At 70.7% G+C, this 18,623-nt stretch carries 20 protein-coding genes, 1 pseudogene and 1 riboswitch; of the genes and pseudogenes, 12 read left to right on the top strand and 9 right to left on the bottom strand.

All coding sequences use genetic code 11. The features are described from left to right. The first annotated feature begins 20 nt into the window (after positions 1-20). Complete coding sequence (locus LUU90_RS05330; protein WP_275002259.1) at positions 21-839, top strand: MerR family transcriptional regulator; 819 nt, start codon at positions 21-23, stop codon at positions 837-839. Between the two features lie 473 nt (positions 840-1,312). After that, the gene (locus tag LUU90_RS05335) at positions 1,313-1,819 is read left to right on the top strand and encodes an FBP domain-containing protein (RefSeq protein ID WP_275002260.1); all 507 of its coding nucleotides are present in this window, start codon (positions 1,313-1,315) and stop codon (positions 1,817-1,819) included. Between the two features lie 93 nt (positions 1,820-1,912). On the opposite strand, the gene LUU90_RS05340 is transcribed toward LUU90_RS05335, so the two are convergent. After that, a complete protein-coding gene (locus tag LUU90_RS05340; protein WP_275002262.1) occupies positions 1,913-2,194 on the bottom strand; it encodes a hypothetical protein in 282 nt (93 codons plus the stop codon). A gap of 92 nt (positions 2,195-2,286) precedes the next feature. Here LUU90_RS05340 and LUU90_RS05345 point away from each other — a divergent pair, with 92 nt between their 5' ends. Both LUU90_RS05345 and LUU90_RS05350 read left to right on the top strand, forming a co-directional pair. Then, positions 2,287-2,805 (top strand): DinB family protein, encoded by a 519-nt coding sequence (locus tag LUU90_RS05345; protein ID WP_275002263.1) that lies wholly within the window; start codon positions 2,287-2,289, stop codon positions 2,803-2,805. Then, positions 2,802-3,539, top strand: a complete 738-nt coding sequence (locus LUU90_RS05350; protein ID WP_275002264.1) for a GH25 family lysozyme — start codon at positions 2,802-2,804, stop codon at positions 3,537-3,539. The genes LUU90_RS05345 and LUU90_RS05350 overlap by 4 nt, the downstream gene beginning before the upstream one ends. Positions 3,540-3,562: 23 nt before the next feature. On the opposite strand, the gene LUU90_RS05355 is transcribed toward LUU90_RS05350, so the two are convergent. Further along, positions 3,563-4,081 (bottom strand): GNAT family N-acetyltransferase, encoded by a 519-nt coding sequence (locus LUU90_RS05355; protein ID WP_275002265.1) that lies wholly within the window; start codon positions 4,079-4,081, stop codon positions 3,563-3,565. A gap of 87 nt (positions 4,082-4,168) precedes the next feature. Next, on the bottom strand, positions 4,169-5,275 hold the full coding sequence (locus LUU90_RS05360) for a DNA glycosylase AlkZ-like family protein (RefSeq protein WP_275002266.1): 1,107 nt from the start codon (positions 5,273-5,275) through the stop codon (positions 4,169-4,171). Between the two features lie 82 nt (positions 5,276-5,357). On the opposite strand from LUU90_RS05360, the gene LUU90_RS05365 reads away from it, so the two are divergent. The 4 genes from LUU90_RS05365 (at position 5,358) to LUU90_RS05380 (ending at position 8,727) form a co-directional block, all read left to right on the top strand. Then, positions 5,358-5,981, top strand: a complete 624-nt coding sequence (locus LUU90_RS05365) for a SigE family RNA polymerase sigma factor (RefSeq protein ID WP_425596188.1) — start codon at positions 5,358-5,360, stop codon at positions 5,979-5,981. Next, positions 5,978-7,114: a PASTA domain-containing protein gene (locus LUU90_RS05370; protein WP_275002267.1), complete on the top strand. Its 1,137-nt coding sequence runs from the start codon at positions 5,978-5,980 to the stop codon at positions 7,112-7,114. The genes LUU90_RS05365 and LUU90_RS05370 overlap by 4 nt, the downstream gene beginning before the upstream one ends. Positions 7,115-7,213: 99 nt before the next feature. Next, positions 7,214-7,660: an SRPBCC family protein gene (locus LUU90_RS05375; protein ID WP_275002268.1), complete on the top strand. Its 447-nt coding sequence runs from the start codon at positions 7,214-7,216 to the stop codon at positions 7,658-7,660. Positions 7,661-8,013: 353 nt separating this feature from the next. Further along, positions 8,014-8,727, top strand: a complete 714-nt coding sequence (locus tag LUU90_RS05380) for a C40 family peptidase (RefSeq protein WP_275002269.1) — start codon at positions 8,014-8,016, stop codon at positions 8,725-8,727. Positions 8,728-8,819: 92 nt separating this feature from the next. Here LUU90_RS05380 and LUU90_RS05385 read toward each other — a convergent pair whose 3' ends face one another. Next, positions 8,820-9,881 (bottom strand): S8 family serine peptidase, encoded by a 1,062-nt coding sequence (locus tag LUU90_RS05385; RefSeq protein ID WP_275002270.1) that lies wholly within the window; start codon positions 9,879-9,881, stop codon positions 8,820-8,822. Between the two features lie 143 nt (positions 9,882-10,024). Next, positions 10,025-10,918 carry a hypothetical protein gene (locus LUU90_RS05390; protein WP_275002271.1) on the bottom strand — a complete coding sequence of 298 codons (894 nt, stop codon included), beginning with the start codon at positions 10,916-10,918 and terminating at the stop codon, positions 10,025-10,027. A 166-nt stretch (positions 10,919-11,084) separates the two neighbouring features. Beyond that, positions 11,085-11,283: riboswitch (cyclic di-AMP (ydaO/yuaA leader) on the top strand. A 1-nt stretch (position 11,284) separates the two neighbouring features. On the opposite strand from LUU90_RS05390, the gene LUU90_RS05395 reads away from it, so the two are divergent. Then, on the top strand, positions 11,285-12,019 hold the full coding sequence (locus LUU90_RS05395; RefSeq protein ID WP_275002272.1) for a C40 family peptidase: 735 nt from the start codon (positions 11,285-11,287) through the stop codon (positions 12,017-12,019). A gap of 183 nt (positions 12,020-12,202) precedes the next feature. Continuing rightward, entirely contained in the window at positions 12,203-13,570 is a 1,368-nt protein-coding gene (locus LUU90_RS05400) for a TrkH family potassium uptake protein (RefSeq protein ID WP_275002273.1), read from the top strand. Positions 13,571-13,727: 157 nt separating this feature from the next. Here the strand turns inward: LUU90_RS05400 and LUU90_RS05405 are convergent, their stop codons facing one another. Then, entirely contained in the window at positions 13,728-13,994 is a 267-nt protein-coding gene (locus LUU90_RS05405; RefSeq protein WP_275002275.1) for a GlsB/YeaQ/YmgE family stress response membrane protein, read from the bottom strand. A 209-nt stretch (positions 13,995-14,203) separates the two neighbouring features. Between LUU90_RS05405 and LUU90_RS05410 the strand changes: the two genes are divergently transcribed. Next, positions 14,204-15,046, top strand: a complete 843-nt coding sequence (locus LUU90_RS05410; RefSeq protein WP_275002276.1) for an ion transporter — start codon at positions 14,204-14,206, stop codon at positions 15,044-15,046. Between the two features lie 16 nt (positions 15,047-15,062). Here LUU90_RS05410 and LUU90_RS05415 read toward each other — a convergent pair whose 3' ends face one another. Next, positions 15,063-15,788 carry an SDR family oxidoreductase gene (locus LUU90_RS05415; protein WP_275002277.1) on the bottom strand — a complete coding sequence of 242 codons (726 nt, stop codon included), beginning with the start codon at positions 15,786-15,788 and terminating at the stop codon, positions 15,063-15,065. A 78-nt stretch (positions 15,789-15,866) separates the two neighbouring features. On the opposite strand from LUU90_RS05415, the gene LUU90_RS05420 reads away from it, so the two are divergent. Next, positions 15,867-16,454: a TetR/AcrR family transcriptional regulator gene (locus tag LUU90_RS05420; protein WP_275002278.1), complete on the top strand. Its 588-nt coding sequence runs from the start codon at positions 15,867-15,869 to the stop codon at positions 16,452-16,454. On the opposite strand, the gene LUU90_RS05425 is transcribed toward LUU90_RS05420, so the two are convergent. Together LUU90_RS05425 and LUU90_RS05430 are read right to left on the bottom strand one after the other, a co-directional pair. Next, the gene (locus tag LUU90_RS05425) at positions 16,451-18,400 is read right to left on the bottom strand and encodes a class I tRNA ligase family protein (protein ID WP_275002279.1); all 1,950 of its coding nucleotides are present in this window, start codon (positions 18,398-18,400) and stop codon (positions 16,451-16,453) included. The genes LUU90_RS05420 and LUU90_RS05425 overlap by 4 nt on opposite strands. Before the next feature lie 104 nt (positions 18,401-18,504). After that, positions 18,505-18,623: pseudogene (locus tag LUU90_RS05430) on the bottom strand (IS481 family transposase); the annotation flags it as partial.

Below are 18,623 nucleotides of genomic sequence, written 5' to 3' on the forward strand. Positions count from 1 at the left end.
CTGCTGCGAGACTGGACCGGATGACGCACCAGGGCACCACCGACGCGGTGCCGCCGGACGGCCTGACCGTCGGCGGCGCCGCGTCCGCCGTGGGCGTCACGGTCCGGACCCTGCACCACTGGGACGAGGTGGGTCTGGCCCGCCCGTCCCAGCGCACCTCGGGCGGTCATCGGCTCTACGACGCCGCGGACGTCGCCCGGCTCCACCGGGTACGCCTCTACCGCGAGCTCGGTGTCCCCCTCGCCGACATCGGTGCCCTGCTCGACGCGCCGACCGACGACGCGGAAGACTCCCTCCGCAGGCAGCTGGACCAGGTGCGCGAGCACATCAGGCGCCTGGAACGCTCGGCGGACGCACTGGACCGGCTGATCGAGGCGCGCCGCTCCGGCATCCTGCTCTCCCCCGGGGAGCAGGTGGAGATCTTCGGCGAACGCTGGGAGCCGTCCCAGCAGCTCGTGGCCAGGGACCGTTGGGGCGACAGCGAGCAGTGGGCGCAGTACGCCGAACGGGCCGCGGACCGGAGCCCGGAGGACTGGCGCCGGATCATGGCGGACGTCGAGGCACTGCACGGCGACCTGGCCATGGCCGTCCGCGAGGGGGTGCGGCCGGGGAGCGAGCGGGCGAACGCCCTGGCCGAGCGGCACCGCGCGTCGATGAGCACCTACTTCGACTGCACCCACTCGATGCACGTCTGCCTGGCCCGCTCCTACGTCGACGACCCGGGTTTCCTGAAGTTCTACGACGACATCGAGGTGGGCCTCGCCGGCTGGCTCCGCGACATCGTGGACGCCAACGCCCTGGCCCACGGCGTCGACCCCGCGACCGCCACCTGGACCTGAGCCGAGGCGGCATGCGCCTCGCGGGGCGGCGGTGGCCGGTGTCCCAGGCCTTGGCCTGTGGCAAAAACCACGTGTACCGCGCCGGGCCGGTGTCGTAGCATCGAACGGTCGGCTGCGCGGCGATCTGGCCCGGCCGGCCTCACGGAACACACGAGGAGCGAGAGATGCGGGAACTCACCGCGGGATGCGGGGCGGCCGTCACGGCCTGCTCGGGCAGCGCCCGGACCCGCGTCACGACTCTCTGATCACGCACGGCAGCATCCCGCACGGACCGCTTCGACGGTCGCGCGCCGCGGCCGCACGTCGGAGGCGGGCGCGGCATCGTCCCCTGCCCTGCCGCCTGCCTGCCCGGTGACCCGAACGTGTCGGTGACCGAGGCGCCGTCGTACACACCCTGTCGTGCACCCCCTGTCGTGCACACCCTGCGACGGCCGATGGCCGGTGGCCTCCGAACGACCGGAAGCCGATACCCCATGAACCCTCTGACCGAGAAGCAGATCCGCGCGTCCTTCGTGAACGCGAGCAAGCGGGAGGCCGCGCAGGCCACCCTTCCCGACCTCGACACGCTCGACTGGGAGCGGCTCGACTACCTCGGATGGCACGACCGCAAGGCGCCCCTGTCCGCGTACGTGGTGCTCGAGCTCGACGGCGAACCGGCCGGCGTGCTGCTGCGCTCCGCCGACGCCAAGGCGGGCCGCGCGCGTACCAAGGGCGTGTGCGCCTGGTGCGAGGACGTCGTCGTCACGGACGACGTCTCCCTCTACGTCGCCCGCCGTGGCGGTGCCTCGGGGCGCAACGGGAACACCATCGGCACGCTGATCTGCACCGAGTTCGGCTGCTCGCGGAACGTGCGGCGCATGCCGACGTTCACGGAGGCGGGCAACGACCCCGCCATGCGTGCGCTGATCACCGACCGGCGCATCGCGGGTCTGCGCGAGCGGGCCGCGCGGTTCGTCGCAGAGGTCTGCAGCACGCGCTGATGAAGGTGTCGGGCGCACAGGTTCCGTAGGCCTGTGCGTCCGACATCCGCGGATGCGGGCGGTCGGACGGCGCCGGGGCGCACCTCCGGCGGTTCATGCCGGTGAACCGACCCCGGCCCGGAGGCGTGCGGCCGCAGCGACGGCCGCCTCGCACCACACGACGGCCGGCCGGTCGACGGCGCCGTGCACCACTATCTGGCGGCACAGCTCGCCCAGCCCCTCGGTGGCGGCCCGCTCAGCGTCGACCCCGGGGAACATCCGGCGCACCGAGAAGACGACGGCGCGGCGGTGCGCCGCCCACTCCGAGGGGTTCGAAGCGAGGCCGTAGGTCCCGCTCCTCGTGTGGGTCGTGGTCTGGGTCGTGGTCTGGGTCATGGTCTGCGTCATGCACTACAGACGCACCGACCGCACGAATGTCACAGCACTTCGGCGACCGAGTTGTCAGTGTCGCGAAGTAGCCTCTCAGCGTGCCCCTCTCCGACCGTGAACCGCGCCTCGACTCCGCCGATCCGGCCGCCCTGTTCACCGCCTACCTGGACTACTACCGGCAGGCCGTGGACCGGAAGCTGCGCGGCCTGTCGGACGCCGACCTGCGCGCTTCCCGCCTCCCCTCCGGCTGGTCACCGCTCGAGCTGCTGATTCACCTGGTGCACATGGAGCAGCGCTGGTTCCGGTGGGGCTTCCTGGCGGAGCCGGTCGAGCGACCGTGGGGCGACCACGCGGACCAGGAGCCGCACGCCCCCTGGGCGGTGCCCGACGGCGTCGGGCTGGACGAGCTGCTCCGGGACCTCCATGCCGGTGGCGGCGTGACCAGCGAGGTGCTCTCGACCCACGCCCTTGACGAGCGCGGCGCGCTGGGCGGGCGGTTCACCGAGGATCCGCCGACGCTCGCGTGGATCTGTTTCCACGTGCTGCAGGAGTACGCCCGCCACGCGGGCCACCTGGACATCTCCGCGGAGCTGGCGGGCGGTGCGACGGGCGAATGAGCACTGGTCGAAAAGCCGTGTGGACGACGGCGGCGGGCGTCGCCGTCGTAGCGGTGCTCGGCGTGCTCGTGGCCAACGGCGTCGTCTGGCCCAACCGGATCCCCGCCGCCCGGTACGACGTGCGGGGTGTGGACGTCGCGCACTACCAGGGCGAGATCGACTGGGACGTGCTGGCCGCGCAGGACCTCGACTTCGCCTGGATCAAGGCCACCGAGGGCGCCTCGCACACCGACCCGCGGTTCGCCGCGAACTGGGCGGCCGCCACCCGGACCGACCTGCTCGTCGGCGCGTACCACTTCATGAGCTTCGAGAGCCCGGGCGCCGAACAGGCGGCGCAGCTCGCCGCCGAGGTCCCGGCGACCCCCGGGACCCTTCCGCCGGTGATCGACCTGGAGTTCTACGGCGCGTTCTACGAGGACCACCCGTCACCGGAAACGGTGCGCGCGATCCTCGACCCGCTCGTCGCGGGGATCGAGGAGCACTACGGTGCCGCTCCGATCGTGTACGCGACGCAGGAGGCGTACGACCTGTACCTCGCCGGTCGCTACCCGGACCTGCCCGTCTGGATCCGGTCGGTCGCGTGGACGCCCCGGCTGTCCGACGGGCGCGACTGGACGATCTGGCAGTACTCGAACCGCGACCGGCTGCCCGGCTACGACGGCGTCGAGCCGTACATCGACATGAACGTGTTCGCGGGGACACGCGCCGAGCTCGAGGCGCTCACGCTCGACTGAGCCGGGTGGGTCAGGGCAGGGCGTCAGGGCACGGCGATGGTGCCGACCAGCTGACCACCGCTGTCCACCACCTCGAAACCGATGCGCTCCAGAGACCTCCGGACGACCGTCGAGCGCGCCGTCGTCCGCGCCACCAGACGCTTGGCGTCCATGGTCTGCGCCGCGGCGAGTGCCCAGTAGGCCACCTCGCCGGAGATGCCCTGGCCGCGGTACGACCGGCCGAGCCAGAGGCCGACCTCTCGCGCGGTCGGGTCGCCGTCGACCAGGGCCAGGCGCGCGGCGCCCACCACCCTGCCCCTGGCGGTGACCGCCCAGGTCACCTCGGGGACCGGGGCGTGCGGGTTCACCCGGCACCGGCGGTGGTACTCCCGGAACGCGCCCTTGCGAAGGTCGGTCCAGGTGGTGCGGGGCTCGGTGGCCGACTCGCCGGAGGCGGGCGGCATCACCTCGCCGGGCTGGGCCTCGGCGACAGCCAGGGCGAGGAGGACCTCGAGCACGTCTTCGTCCACGGGAACCAGGTCGACCATCATCTGCGACGTCACCTCGCGGATGATAGTCGCATTTCGGACCCCTTGGGAGTGGTGAAACTTTCAACCACCTGACTCGGGGTCAGCAGCGAGACGAAGGGCTTACGCGTCCCGGGCGTAGTCGACCCGGCCCAGCCCCAGCCACGCCGCGAGGCGTTCGACCTCGGCGTGCACCGCGTCCATCGTGGCCCCGTCGAACGGCAGGTCCTCGTGTACCGCGAAGACGTTCAGGACACCCTCCTTGCGATCCGCCTTCGCGTCGAGCTTTCCCACGAACCGTTCCCCGTGCAGGATCGGCAGCGCGAAGTAGCCCCAGCGACGCTTGCCCCTCGGCTTGTACATCTCGAGCATGTACTCGTAGTCGAACAGGTCGAGCAGGCGAGGCCGGTCAGCGGCTATCGCGTCGAACGGGGACAGCAGGGCGGTGCGCGGCTCGAACTCCTCGTCCGCATGCTCGAGCAGCGCCGGGTCGGCCCGCCACTCGCCGTCCGTCCCCTCGACCTGGACCACCTCGCCGGGCAGCTCCACCCACCAGGCGTCGCCGGAGCGGCCCTGCACCCGCTTGCGGGCGATGCCCTCGGCGGCCAGCCGCCGGTCGACCCGCTCCCGCAGCGCCTCCTCCAGGGGGACCGGCTCGACCTGCGGATACACCCGCTCCGCAAGGTCCCACAGCCGCTGCCTGCCCTTGCGCCCGACCATCGCGAGCTTGCCCTGCATGTTCAGCGCCTCGAGCATCTCGGCCACGCTGCGCCGGCTGCTCCATCCCTCGGCACCCCACGTGTACGGCACCCGGGCCGTGTCGGGCACGTCCTTGGCGAGCACCGGCCCGTCCGCCTCGATCAGCGCCAGCACGTCCCGCTCGAACTCCAGGTTGTCAGCAAGCCACTGCCGCACGGTCTCGTTCTGCGGCCAGCGGGCCATCTGCTCCAGGTAGAGGGGCAGATCGCTCATCGACCGCACGGTGCCCCGCAGCTGGAACAGCATGCGGTCGGAGATCGCGTCGTCGACGGCACCCTGCCAGTACTGGTCGCCCAACCGGGACCAGGCAACGAGGTCGACGGCGGGCGCCACGGCCGACGTCGGGTCCACCGCGAGGAACGTCAGGTCCTCCACCAGGTGGATCAGGTCGACCGGACGGTGGGCGTCGAGCAGCTGGGCCCGGAGGGCGATGCGACGCGCCTGCTGCACGGTGAGCCGATGGGTGGCCATGCCGCGAGGATACGGAAGGACGCCGACATGCTCCTTCGAGCCGTCCACTCAACCTTTTGTCGTGCTGGACCGTGAGGGAGGCATGAGCATGCCAATGGTCGCGGGGCGTTCGAGCCCCGACAAGGTTCACGCGATCGACGTCGTGGTGGTGGGGGACAAGGAGGCTGAGTTCGCCAGCTTCATGGCCCGGTCGGCACCAGCCCTCGCACGCACCGCCTGGCTGCTGTGCGGTGACACCCACGTCGCCGAGGAGCTGGTGCAGCAAGCCCTCATGAAGACCTACCTCGCCTGGCCGAAGGCACGGCAGGGCGAGCCGCTCGCCTACGCGCGCCGCGTCCTGGCCAACCTGCGGGTCGACCGCTGGCGCCGGCGTCGGCGGGAGGTCCTCATGGCCTCCGACACGCTGCCCGACCGGTCGGACGGACGCCCCAGCCCGGCCGACCGGCACGCCGAGCGCGACCGGCTCAGCCGCGCCCTGCTGACGCTCCCCACCAAGCAGCGCCGGATCGTGGTGCTCCGGCACCTCGAGGGCCTGTCGGAGCGTGAGGTCGCCGATGCGACCGGAGTCTCGGTCGGCACCGTGAAGTCCACCGCGTCACGCGGCATCGCCCGCCTGCGTGAGCTCCTCGAGACGGAGGACGCGGCCGACGCCGCGCGCACCACGACAACCCCCACAGGCACCACCGACGAGCGGAGCAGGTCATGAACAACGACGAGCAGTTCGCAGCGAACCTGCGCACCCAGGTGTCCCAGGTCGCGCCGAAGATCGATGTCGACGTCGCACGGGTGGTCCCCGCTGCCCGACGGCGACGGGCCGCCCGGGTGGGCGGCGTCACCCTGGCCATGGGGCTGGCGCTGGGCGGAGGGGCCTGGGTGGCCACCACCCTGGAGGCGCCGGGCACCGCCCTCCCTGGCGGTTCGATGACGATAGCGGCGTCGCCGTCGCCGTCGCCGAGCGGACCGCCGGTGACGTCGGGCGCGGGCGACGAGCTCACCAACGAACCCAGCAACCCCGTCGAGGACGCGACAGTGCCGCCGGAGGGCTGGCGGGACGCGACGTACCTCCACGTGGTGACACGCCACGACACCACGAAGCAGGGCGAGGAGACCAACCCCGCCCTGTTCGGGATCGAGCGCTGGTACGGCGACGGTGTCAGCTTCGAGCTCACCGCGAACGGGCCGGCACTGCTCAACGTGCCCACGTACCTCAACCTCGGGCACGACGAGACCAACGTGAGCTTCACCTGGGCGGAGCTCGCCGAGCTGCCTACCGAACCAGCCGCTCTCGAGGAGGCGCTGCGCACCGCCTACGAGCCGACCGGGCAGGGCGAGGAGGCCGTGCTCTACGCAGCCTCGGGGCTGGTCAGCGCGGCACCGAGCTCTCCGGAGCTGCGCGCCGCCGCGTGGGAGCTGCTCAAGACGCTCCCCGGCGTCGAGGTGCAGCAGGGCGCACGGGATACCGCGGACCGGCTCGGCACCGCAGCGACGTTCATGCTGTTCGACGCGACGTGGACCTACATCTACGACGAGGAGCAGGACGTTCCGCTCGAGACCGAGGAGTCGATGGGCAAGATCCACTCCGTCGACACCTTCGTCACGACCGAGTTCACGCCCCTCCCCGACGAGGTGACCGACAGCGCCATCGAGGTACCCGACTTCACCGCGATGACCGTCGAGGACGCCGGGATCGCCTGCCAGCAGGCGCACCTCACCTGCGTCTTCGAGGACACCGAGTCGGACACGGTGCCCGCGGGAACGATCATCTCGTCGGACCCGGAGGCCGGCGCACTCGTCAGCTGGGGTGCCACCGTCACGCTCCAGCTCTCCACGGGTTCGTGACCTGGTAGGTCAGTGGTAGGTCAGTGGTAGGCCACTGGTAGGTCACCACGGGCCCCAGGCCGCGCCGGTCGCTCTCGAGCCCGGCGTAGCCTGGGGCCCGTGGCCCATGCCTACCGCACCAGCACCCGGGTCGAGGCGCCCGCCGACGTCGTCTGGCAGGTCCTGTCCGACGTCGAGCGCATGCCGACCTGGACCAGCTCCATGACCAGCGTGGCGATCCTCGGCCCCGAGCCGGCCATCGCCGTCGGCTCCCGCGTCGAGATGACGCAGCCCGGCCTGCCCCGGTCGGTCTGGGAGGTGGACGGGCTCGCGGAGGGCCGCGGCTTCTCCTGGTCGAGCAGCACCCCTGGCGTCCGGTCGGGAGCTGCGCACCAGATCGTGCCGTTGTCCGACGCCGCGTGCGAGGTGACGCTGGTGGTCGCGCAGAGCGGGATGCTCGCCGGCCTGACCAACGTCGTGCTGGGCTCCCGCGCACGGGAGCTCGTGGACACGGAGCTGGCCGAGCTGAAGGCCGAGGCGGAACGGCGCACCCGGGACAAGAACTGAAACGCCGCCGGAGACCGGCGTGTCGCATCATTTCTTCTTGTGTTTCCCGATGCCCTCCATAGGCTCATTTCGACGCTAAGAATGGCCCTTGGGCTGGGAAAAGGCATCTGGTCGAAAAGTTACCCGCGTTTCGGACACGTTGATACTTCACGACAAGCGTTATCTGATCGAGACAAGGTCGTGACCCGTATGTAGCGTCGGTCCCGTTGCGCCACCGGAGGCGCAACCGCAGGCCCCATTCCGCAGTTCGGTACGGGCTCGCGCAACCGGCGACTTGGAGAACTTCGGTGAGTACCACCGTCCGACGCGGCCGACACCGCGCCGATCACGCTCCTAGCACTCCCCTGATGACCGTGACCCGTACAGCAGCCCGCTCCGGCGCGCTGATCGCGGCATCGTCCGGACTTCTCGCGACGGCTTTCGCACCCGGTGCGCACGCCGTCATGGGAGACGGCTCGAGCCGCCTGGCAAGCGTCGACAGGATCGCACTGACGCAAGAGGCTCGCAAAGAACTCGCGGCGGCCCCTGCCGTACAGGTGGCGAACGACGCCAGGCTCGACATCGAGAGCAAGGCCGTCAAGGTCACCCCCGCTCCGGAGCCGGAGCCGGAGCCTGAGCCCGAGCCCGAGCCCGAGCCCGTCGTGGAGACCACCACCTACCCCGAGCCGGAGGCGGTGGCGGAAGCGGTGGCCGAGGAGGTCGAGCCGGCCACCCCGGACTATGTCTCCGACGGCTCCATCGGCGCCCAGGCGGTCGCGATCGCGATGCAGTACATCGGCATCGCCTACACGTACGGCGGCGAGTCGCCAGGGACGGGCTTCGACTGCTCCGGCCTGATCAAGTACGTGTACGCGCAGCTCGGCATCGAGCTGCCGCACTCCTCGTCGTCCATGGTGTCCGCGGGCTACCAGGTCACCTCCCCGATGCCCGGCGACATCGTGTGGACCCAGGGCCACGTCTCGCTCTACGCGGGCGACGGCATGGTCGTCGAGGCCGCCAACTACGGCACCCCCGTACGCCACACCGCCCAGTGGCAGGACTACGCGGTCTACATCCGCCCGTACTGACCCGGACGGGGTCTCTGCCCCGGATCTCGGCAGGCTCGACCACCGCTGGTCGAGCCTGCCGAGTCCGGTAGGTGGCCGGATCGACCTCCCGCTCAGTACGCGACGGCGGCTGCCGCGTCGACGATGCCGTACCCGTACAGCGGGGTCCACACGCCCACGAGACCCAGGAGCGGGTCCCGCGCGGTGTGGAGGATCGCGCTCTCGACCTCTGCCATGGACCGGCCCTGGCCGTAGAGCAGAGCCGCGACCCCGGCCACGTGCGGCGTCGCCATGGACGTGCCGGCGTAGGAGTCGTAGCTGCCGCCTGCGCAGGTGTCCGAGCCGGTGCCCACCGGCACGGTCGACCAGACATCACCGTCGCACCCTGTCAGCCCACCCGAACCGCCGGGCGCCGAGACGCTCTTCAGGTCGAGCTTGACCGGCAGCTCCGAGTAGTAGGAGTGGACGCGGGCCGAGTCCGTGGCCCCCACGCAGATCGCGGAGCTGGTGAACGCCGGGTCGCTGCACAGCGGCGTCGATGAGTTGCCCGCCGCTGCGACGGTGAGCACTCCCTGCTCACGGGCGTACGCGATGGCGTCGCGCATCAGGGTGTCGACGCCGATGATCGTCAGCAGCTGCCCGCCCGGGGCCGAGCCCAGGGAAAGGTTGATGACGTCAGCGCCGTTGTCGGCGGCCCATCGGATGCCGTCGGCGATGTCCTGCGACGAGCCCGAACCGGCTTCGAGCACCTTGACCGGGAGGATCTTGGCGCCCGGGGCGACGCCCGCGACGCCGATGCCGTTGTCGGACGCGGCGGCGACGATGCCTGCCACATGCGTGCCGTGCTCGTCTCCGTCGTTCTTGCCGTCGGGTCCCCTGAAGTCCCCCTCGCCGCACGGACGGACGTCCGCGCAGCCGGCAAAGGTGGCACCCGGCAGGAGCTGGCCCGCCAGGTCGGGCTGGTCGAAGTCGACTCCGGTGTCGACCACCGCCACCACCGCGCCCTCACCGGTGCCGACCGCCCAGGCCGCCTCGGCGTTGATCTGGTCCAGGCCCCACTGCTTGTCCCGGAGGGGATCGCTGGTCGCGGCCTGCGCACCCTGCGCCGAGGCGACGAGCGCCGCCACGGCGAGCGCCGCGGAGGTAGCGGCACCGACGAATGACTTCCTGTCCATATAGGCCCCCTTGTTCGCACAGGGGCTGGATGCCCCCAAACCGCACCAAACCTAGGGCGACCGGACAGGGCCGGAACAGGGCGAGCGGGGCGGAGCGGGTGAAATTTACCGAATCGCAATCAGTAGGGACGTCAGCTGCCGGATCAGGCCCAGGCCTCGGAGAGCTCTCCCTCGTCCGCCGCCTCCCGCGAGAGCCGGAGCGCGGCGATCGTCGCGCCGAGCAGCAGGGCGACCACCCAGGCACCGAGCTGGTGCCCGTCGGACACGACGGCCGCCGAGCCGAGCTCGTGCCCCACGATCGCCACCGCCGAGAGGGGGTCCTCGCTGAGCGCGGAGCCGGGCCAGATGTTCTCCTGAACGGCCAGGAGCGCCGGGCCGGCCGCCTGGAGCACCCACACGATGCCGGCGGCGGGCAGCCAGCCCAGCAGCTCGATGGGCCGGCTGTCCACGGCGAGCCCGAACGCGATGCCGAGCGCCACCGCGAAGATCCACCACGTACCGGTGGGGGAGACCGGGTTGCCTGGCAGGAGGCCCCACAGCCAGCCGTCCACGAGCACCACCGGGAGGGCGAGGGCGAGCCCCCGCAGGGCCGCCGGACCGAGGGCCACGAGGAGACCCACCGCGAGCCCGACGACGCCGGCAGCACCGGTGACGACGAGCATCCCGAGAGGTGCGGCGTCACCGGGCACGCTGCCGCGAACGGCGAGCCACCACGTGCCGCCACCCACCGCGGACATGGCGAGCAAGGTCCCCGTCGTCGCGGCAGCCGCACCGGCCCGCGCCGATGCCGGGATCGCCGCCATGAGGCCGCCGAGGAGCCCGCCGATCAGGGCCATGACGACCAGGCCGACGACCGCGTCGTCGGCGGTGAAGGGGAGCGGCAGGAAGCCGGCCGGCCGGGCGGTCGAGGCCTCGGTCAGGCCGGTGACCTCGTACAACGCCTGCAGGAGCCAGGGCAGGAAGCCGCACACCCACCAGGCGACGGCGCTGATGGGAAGTACCCACCAGGCGGAGATGCGAGATGCACTTTCGGCCATGCCGCCGAACGGTAGCCGATGTATGTGATGTCGGTCATAACCCCGGAAGACCGAAACGGCGCAAATCTGCGCCTTCGTTGGGTCAGACCGGAATGCGTAACCCGATCGTGACTTTTTTGATGAAGGTGTGTACTTTGACTTCTGCTCCCCCGCAACGGTGGGAGTCGTGAGCCGGACGCCGAATCCTGTCACCGGTTCATGACCAGACGTTCGAGACAGGAGCGGGGGACCCACTTCCCGGGTGACAGCAGGATCGTCATCCTCGGGGTGAAGCCGGACGGAACCCCCCAGTAGCCGTTCGGCCGGGTGTGCACTCCTCTACCCGAACCCGACAGCTGACCTCGCAGGCGGTACAGGAGACATTAGGTGACGCACTCCATCCGCGGCCGGCATCGTGACAGCCGGCCGGCCATGACTCCGCTGACCATCCTCGCTCGTACCGCCACGGAGAACGCCGGCACCGTTGCCCGCCGTGGTGCCATCGCCGCAGCAGCCGGTGGCGTTCTGATCTCGACCATCGCGACGACGGCCCACGCGGCCCCCGCGATGGACCTCAAGACCGATGTGAAGTCAGCGAAGCTGAACACGGTCGACCTCAACTCCCTCACCGCGGTGGCCAAGCAGGCCGTAGCCGCGGCCCCCACCGTGACCGTCCCGAGCGACGCGAAGATGCCGATCGAGATGGAAGCGCTGGGTGCCTCCTCGGGCGCCGAGGGCAAGAAGGGCGACGGACCCGCCGTCGTGTCGGTCGACGCGCCGGACCCGGTGCCGGTCGGCCAGCAGGCCATCAACGTCGCCTTCAACTACCTCGGCATCACGTACGTGCTCGGCGGCAACTCGCCGGCCGAGGGCATGGACTGCTCGGGCCTGATCCAGTACGTGTACGCGCAGCTCGGCGTGGGCCTGCCGCACTCCTCGAGCGCGATGCTCAGCTCCGGCTACCAGGTCACGTACCCCGAGCCCGGTGACATCGTCTGGACGCCCGGCCACGTCGCCCTCTACGCGGGCGACGGCATGATCATCGAGGCCTGGGCCGCCGGTATGCCGGTGCGCTACACCGAGATGTGGCAGAACAGCCCGACGTTCATCCGCGTCGTCTGAGCCGAGAGCCAGAACCACAGCAGTTCGTCGCGAGGCGCCGCCTCCGCACCGGGTTCCCGCCCGGTGCCGGAGGCGGCGCCTCTCGCGTGCCCGCCGCGATAACGGACTACGGTGACCGACGGGCACCGTACGGCGCCCGCACCACAGCGCGACGTGCGACGGACGAAAGACGACGGTAGCCAGATGCGGTTCAGCAGCCCCGCGAGTCGTGACCGGAGCCGTGGGGTCGCACTGCAGCGGCGGCCCGGCCAGCTCGTGATCGCCGGATTCCTCGGGGCCATAGCGGTGGGCACGCTGCTCCTGCTGCTGCCGATCGCGGCATCCGGTGAGCCGGCCTCCTTCATGCAGGCCCTGTTCACCGCGACGTCGGCCGTATGCGTGACCGGCCTGATCGTCACGGACACACCGGTGTTCTGGTCCGGGTTCGGCGAGGCCGTGATCCTGGTGCTCATCCAGATCGGCGGCCTGGGTGTCATGACCGTCGCGTCGCTGCTCGGCGTCCTGGTCTCGCGCCGCCTTGACCTTAGTTCTCGGCTCGTCGCAGCGGCGTCGACCCGCACGGTCGGACTGGGTGACGTGCGGCGGACGCTGGTCCGCGTGGTCGTCCTCGCACTCGTCGTCGAGGCCGCCGTGGCCCTGGTGCTGACCGTGCGCTTCGCCGTCGCGTACGACGAGCCGTTCGGCCGGGCGCTCTGGCACGGCGTGTTCCACGCGGTCTCCGGCTACAACAACGCGGGCTTCGCCCTGTTCTCGCTGTCGCTGATCGACTTCGTGGCAGACCCGTGGATCGTCGTGCCGATCTGTCTCGCCACCATCGTGGGCGGGCTCGGGCTCCCCGTCGTGCTCGAGGTGCTGCGCGAGCGACTGCGCCCCGTGCGCTGGAGCGTCCACACCAAGATCACGCTGCTGATGACCGCGCTGCTGCTGGCGGGCGGCACCGTCTTCTTCCTCGTGGCCGAGTGGGACAACGCGGCGACCATGGGCAGTCTCGACACGGGCGGCCGGCTGCTGGCGTCGTTCACCCAGTCAGTCCAGGCGCGGACGGCCGGGTTCAACTCCGTGAACACCGGCGAGATGCACACCGAGACGTGGCTCGGCACGATCATCCTCATGTTCATCGGCGCCGGCTCCGGTGGTACGGCCGGTGGCATCAAGGTGACGACGTTCGCCGTGCTCGCCGTGGTGATCTGGTCCGAGCTGCGCGGCGACCCGGACGCCACGGTCTTCGACCGGAGGATCTCGCCGGCTACCCAGCGTCAGGCGCTCACGCTCGCCCTGCTCGCCGTGGCGATCGTCGTTCTCCCCACCCTGTGGATGACGGCGCTCTCGCCGTTCAACGTGGACCAGATCCTGTTCGAGGTGACGTCCGCCTTCACCACGACCGGCCTCTCCACAGGCATCACGGCACAGCTGGCCTGGTATCACCAGGTGGTGCTGGTGCTGCTCATGTTCATCGGGCGGCTCGGACCGATCACGCTGGGCACCGCGCTGGCGCTCCGCGCCCGACGACGCCTCTACCGCCTCCCGGAGAGCGCCCCGATCATCGGCTGATACTTCGGTCGCGAGCCGCGACCGCGAGCCGCGACGTCGTCGGGCACCGGACCCTTCGCGGGTAGCGGCCCGCGGCCGGCCGTACACACGACCGCGGCCGCGCCGATCACCGACGTCCGGAGGACGACGGTGACGGCGCGGCCGCGGGGCGCTGCGATCAAGCGGCCTTACGACGACCGAAGATCGCCTGGACGATCAGGATCACGATGATCGCGCCGATCACCGAGAAGAGCCAGCTCTGCCAGGACCAGAACTCATCCAGGCTGACGTCGAAGAGCATGCCGCCCAACCAGCCACCGAGCATGGCCCCGAGGACACCGAGGAGCAGCGTGAGCCAGAAGCCACCCGGCTGCTTGCCCGGGATGATGATCCGGGCGATCACGCCTGCGATCAGCCCGAGAATGAGAAAGGCAAAGAAACCCATGATGTGTTTCCTCCAGAGTGGTGTGGCTTGCTTGCGACTACCTCAACACTGATTCTGCCGACTTGCCACCGGACCGGCCGAATCACTCCCATATTGGGACATTACACCCGCCGCGGTCCAGCGTTGCCACCGCGCTAGAGTTCGCGCGGGCACAGGGCCTGAGCAGGACCGGAGCAAGGACTCCGGGCACGAGACAGCAAGGAGACCGCATGGACCAGGCGATCGGCACACCGGCCGGGCCGCGCATCGAACCACGCACCTGGCGGGAACGGCTGCGCCGCTTCCTCGACCAGAAGTGGTTCGTCAACCTCGTGCTGGTCGTGATCCTGGCGAATGCCCTGGTCCTGGGTGCGGAGACCATGGTGGACGGTTCCGCCCTCAGAGTCCTGATGGCGATCGACCACACCATGCTCGGCTTCTTCGTGGTGGAGCTGCTCCTGCGGATCGTCGCCAACGGTCGTCAGTTCTTCCGGGACCCGTGGAACCTGTTCGACCTCGCCGTCGTCGGGGTCGCGGTGCTCCCGACCAGCGAGTCCCTGTCCGCGCTGCGTGCCCTGCGGGTGCTCCGGGTACTGCGGGTGATCACCGTGGTGCCGTCGCTGCGCCGCGTCGTGGACGGCCTGCTGCGCGCCGTGCCGGGCATGGGCGCAGTGGGTGCCCTGCTGGTGCTGGTCATCTACGTGTCCGCGGTGATCGCGACGAACTTGTTCGGCGAGACCTCCGACGAGTACTTCGGCAACCTGGGGACCTCGCTGTTCACACTCTTCCAGGCCATGACGGGCGAGGCCTGGCCCGACATCGCCCGGGCGGTGATGGTGGTGCACCCTTTGGCCTGGATCTTCTTCGTGCTCTACATCCTGGTGGTCGGCTTCGCGGTGCTGAACCTGTTCATCGCCGTCATCGTCAACGGCATGGAGGAGATGTCCGAGGAGGAGCGCAAGGACGACGAGCAGAAGGACGAGCGCCTCGACGACCTGGCCGCGCAGAACCGCGAGATCCTCGCCGAGCTCCGGTCGCTGCGCGCGAGGCTCGACGAGGACGGCACCGCTTAGCCGTGCCTGCCCGACGTCACGGCACGAACGTGGCGAGCTGCTCGCCCATCCAGGGGTAGAGCTCCTCCGCCCTGGTGCTCAGCCGGGACTTGAGCTCGCGCGTCGGCTCGTCGGCCAGGACCTCGAGCAGGCCGTCCGCGATCCCGTCGTATGCCTGGGCGACGACGTCGGCGGCGGTCACCTTGGGGACGTCGAACCGTGCCGACATGGGGGTGTCGATCATGCCGACCAGGAGGGCCGTCACCTGCGTGCCCTGTCCCTGCAGCTGCACCCGCAGCCCGTTGGTCGCCGACCACATCGCGGCCTTCGACGCCGCGTAGCCCGTCGGCACGCTGAACCAGCTCGCCGCGGACAAGACGTTGAGCAGCGTTCCACCCCCGTTCGCGGCGAGCACGGGGGCGAAGTCGGCCGCGACGCGCAGCGTGCCGAAGAAGTTGGTCTCGAAGATCTGCCGCAGCCCATCCTCGGGCACCGCGATCGAATCACCGGCGGGTGCGATCGCCGCGTTGTTGATCAGGAGGTCGACGTCGGGCGCCGCCACCACGGCGCGAGCGATGTCGTCGGCGTCCGTGACGTCGAGGGACAACGACTGGACACGGGCGTCGTCCCAGGACCTCGGCCTACGCGTCGCCGCATAGACCTTGGCCGCCCCCCGTTCGATCGCCTGCGCGACGAACTGTTCTCCGAGCCCTCCGTTCGCACCCGTCACGAGTACTGTCCGGCCGTCGAGCGTCTGGTTCATCTATACTCCTCGATCAAGTGGGGAACGTCCCCGCATCAGTATGTGGGGACTATCCCCGGTTATGCAAGGAGGAGTGTCATGGCTGCTGCCCCAAGTGCTGCCGCACGCGCCCCGCGGCCGCTGCGCGCCGACGCCCGGCGGAACCGCGACGCGATCCTCCGCGCGGCACGCGAGACCTTCGAGGAAGAGGGCGTGCTCGCCTCGCTCGACGGCATCGCCCTGCGCGCGGGCGTGGGCAACGCCACGCTCTACCGGAACTTTCCGACCCGCGACGACCTGCTCGCCGCGGTGATGCAGGCCAGTACCGACCTCGCGCTGGCAGAGGCCGAGGAGCTGTCACGGACGCTCGGCCCCCGCGGGGCCCTCGCCGAGTGGCTGGCGCGACTGACCTGGCAGCTGCGCATGTGGCACGACCTGCCCCACTGCATCGCCGCGGCCCACGGCGACCCGGACTCGTCCATGACGCCCGCGTGCAACCCCCTGCTCGAGCAGACCGGCGCGCTGCTGGACCAGGCGAAGGCCTCGGGCGACGCGGTGGACGCCGTCACGGCCGAGGAGGTGTTCGAGCTCGTCACCACCCTGTCGTGGGGCGTCGACCGGTTCGGTGACGACGAGAGCACCGCACGCCGGCGCGTCCGGATGGCGACGGCCGGCCTCTTCACCTAACCCAGCACGACGTTGACCAGGTGGGGCGGCCGCACCACCACCCGGCGTACCGGCCGGTCACCCACGGCCCGGCCCACAGCCGGCCTGGCCAGGGCCGCCCGCTCCAGGTCGGCCGCCGTGACGTCAGCCGGCACCGGCAGGCGGTCGCGCACCTTTCCGTCCACCTGGACCACCGCCTCGACCTCGTCCGTCACCAGCAGCTCCGGGTCCACGGCCGGCCAGGGCTGCGCCGCGACCGGCGTCACGTGCCCCAGGCTCGTCCACAGGTCCTGAGCGGTCTGCGGCGCGAACAGGCTCAGCAGCACCGCGACCACCTCGATCGCCTCCCGGGAGACGTCCGGGTCGGGGCCTGCCCCGCCGTCCGACATCGCCCGCCGCACCTCGCCGACCAGCTCCATGAGCCGCGCGACGGCGACGTTGAACCGCCCGGCCTCGACCAGACCGTCGACGTCGTGCACCGTGCGGTGCACCGCCCGCCGCAAGCTGTCGCCGCCGATCCGCTCCTCCGCCGGTGGAGCTCCCTCCGCTGGTCGAGCTTGTCGAGACCCGGGTCCTGACGAGCTCGACCCACGATCCGGCACCAGGCGCAGCACCCGGCCCAGGAACTTCCGCATCGCGTCGGGCGAGACGTCCGCCCAGTCGACGTCGTCCTCCGGCGGTCCCGCGAACAGCATCGCCAGCCGCACCGCGTCCACGCCGTGCCGGTCCAGCTCCGTCGCCAGGTCCACACCGTTGCCCAGTGACTTGCTCATAGCCCTGCCCTGGTTGACCACCTGTCCCTGGTTCATCAGGCGCGCGTACGGCTCGGGCGAGGGCACCAGGCCCATGTCGTACAGCACCTTGGTCACGAACCGTGCGTACAGGAGGTGCATGGTCGCGTGCTCGACCCCGCCCACGTACAGCGCGGCCGGCATCCACCGGGCGGCGTCCTCGGGGCGGAACGGGCCGCCCTCGTACCCCGGCGACAGGTAGCGCAGGAAGTACCAGGACGAGTCCACGAACGTGTCCATCGTGTCGGTGTCCCGCTCGGCCGGACCGCCGCACCGGGGGCAGGTGGTCCGTACCCAGTCCTGCGCCCCGGCGAGGGGCGAGACATCTCCGGGCACCAGCTGGTCGCCCTCCAGGTGGGGCAGCTCGACGGGCAGCTGGTCGTCCGGCACGACGACCTCCCCGCAGTCCGGGCAGTGCACGACCGGGATCGGCGCACCCCAGTAGCGCTGCCGCGACACCAGCCAGTCGTGCAGGCGGTAGCGGACGCCGTCCGGCCCGTCCTCACGGCCGATCCAGTTCCGCTGCACGGTCAGCACGTGCGAGGGCCAGCCCGGCTCCAGCAGCGCCATGTCGTCCAGCAGCCGGTCCGCGTAGGCGGTGATCCGGAGGAACCACTGCGTCAGCACCCGGCGGACGACGGCCGTGCCGCAGCGCTCGCACACGCCGTCGGCCACCTGCTCGTTGGCCAGCACCGTGCGATCTTTCGGGCACCAGTTCACCTCGGCGGCGGCGCGGTAGGCCAGGCCGCGTTCGTGCATCCTCGCGAACAGCCACTGGGTCCAGCGGTAGTAGCCCGGCTCGTGGGTGTGCAGGCGCCGCGACCAGTCGAACGAGACGCCGTAACGCCGGACCGACGCCGCCTGGGTGGCGATGTTCTCCTCCGTGAACACCGCGGGGTGCTCACCGCGGAGGATCGCCGCGTTCTCCGCGGGCAGGCCGAACGAGTCCCAGCCGACCGGGTTGAGCACGTCGAACCCCTTGGCCCGCCAGTACCGCGCCACGACGTCGGTGATCGCGAACACCTCGGCGTGACCCATGTGCAGGTCCCCCGACGGGTACGGGAACATCGTCAGGAGGTAGCGGCGGGGGCGCACGCCGTCGTCGGACGCCTCGAACAGACGGTCCTCCTCCGGACCATCGCCTGCGGGGCCGGTGGTGCGTCGCTGCTGGCTCATCATTGTCCTTCTCCGGTACGTCGATCGGGTCCGGGCACGAAAAAGCCCCTCACGAGGAGGGGCGGCCGCACCGGGTGTGCCCGATCGAGGGCGGTCCGGTGCGGCTAGGTGTGATGTCCAGGGACGTTGTTCAGTCGGCTGATGGGTGGTTGGTTGCCGATCGCTGAGTGGGTGCGGTGGTGGTTGTAGAAGTGAAGCCAGCCCGGTAGTTCGGTGCGGCGTT

The sequence above is a fragment of the Promicromonospora iranensis genome, from assembly GCF_028994775.1.
Lineage (GTDB): Bacteria > Actinomycetota > Actinomycetes > Actinomycetales > Cellulomonadaceae > Promicromonospora > Promicromonospora iranensis_A.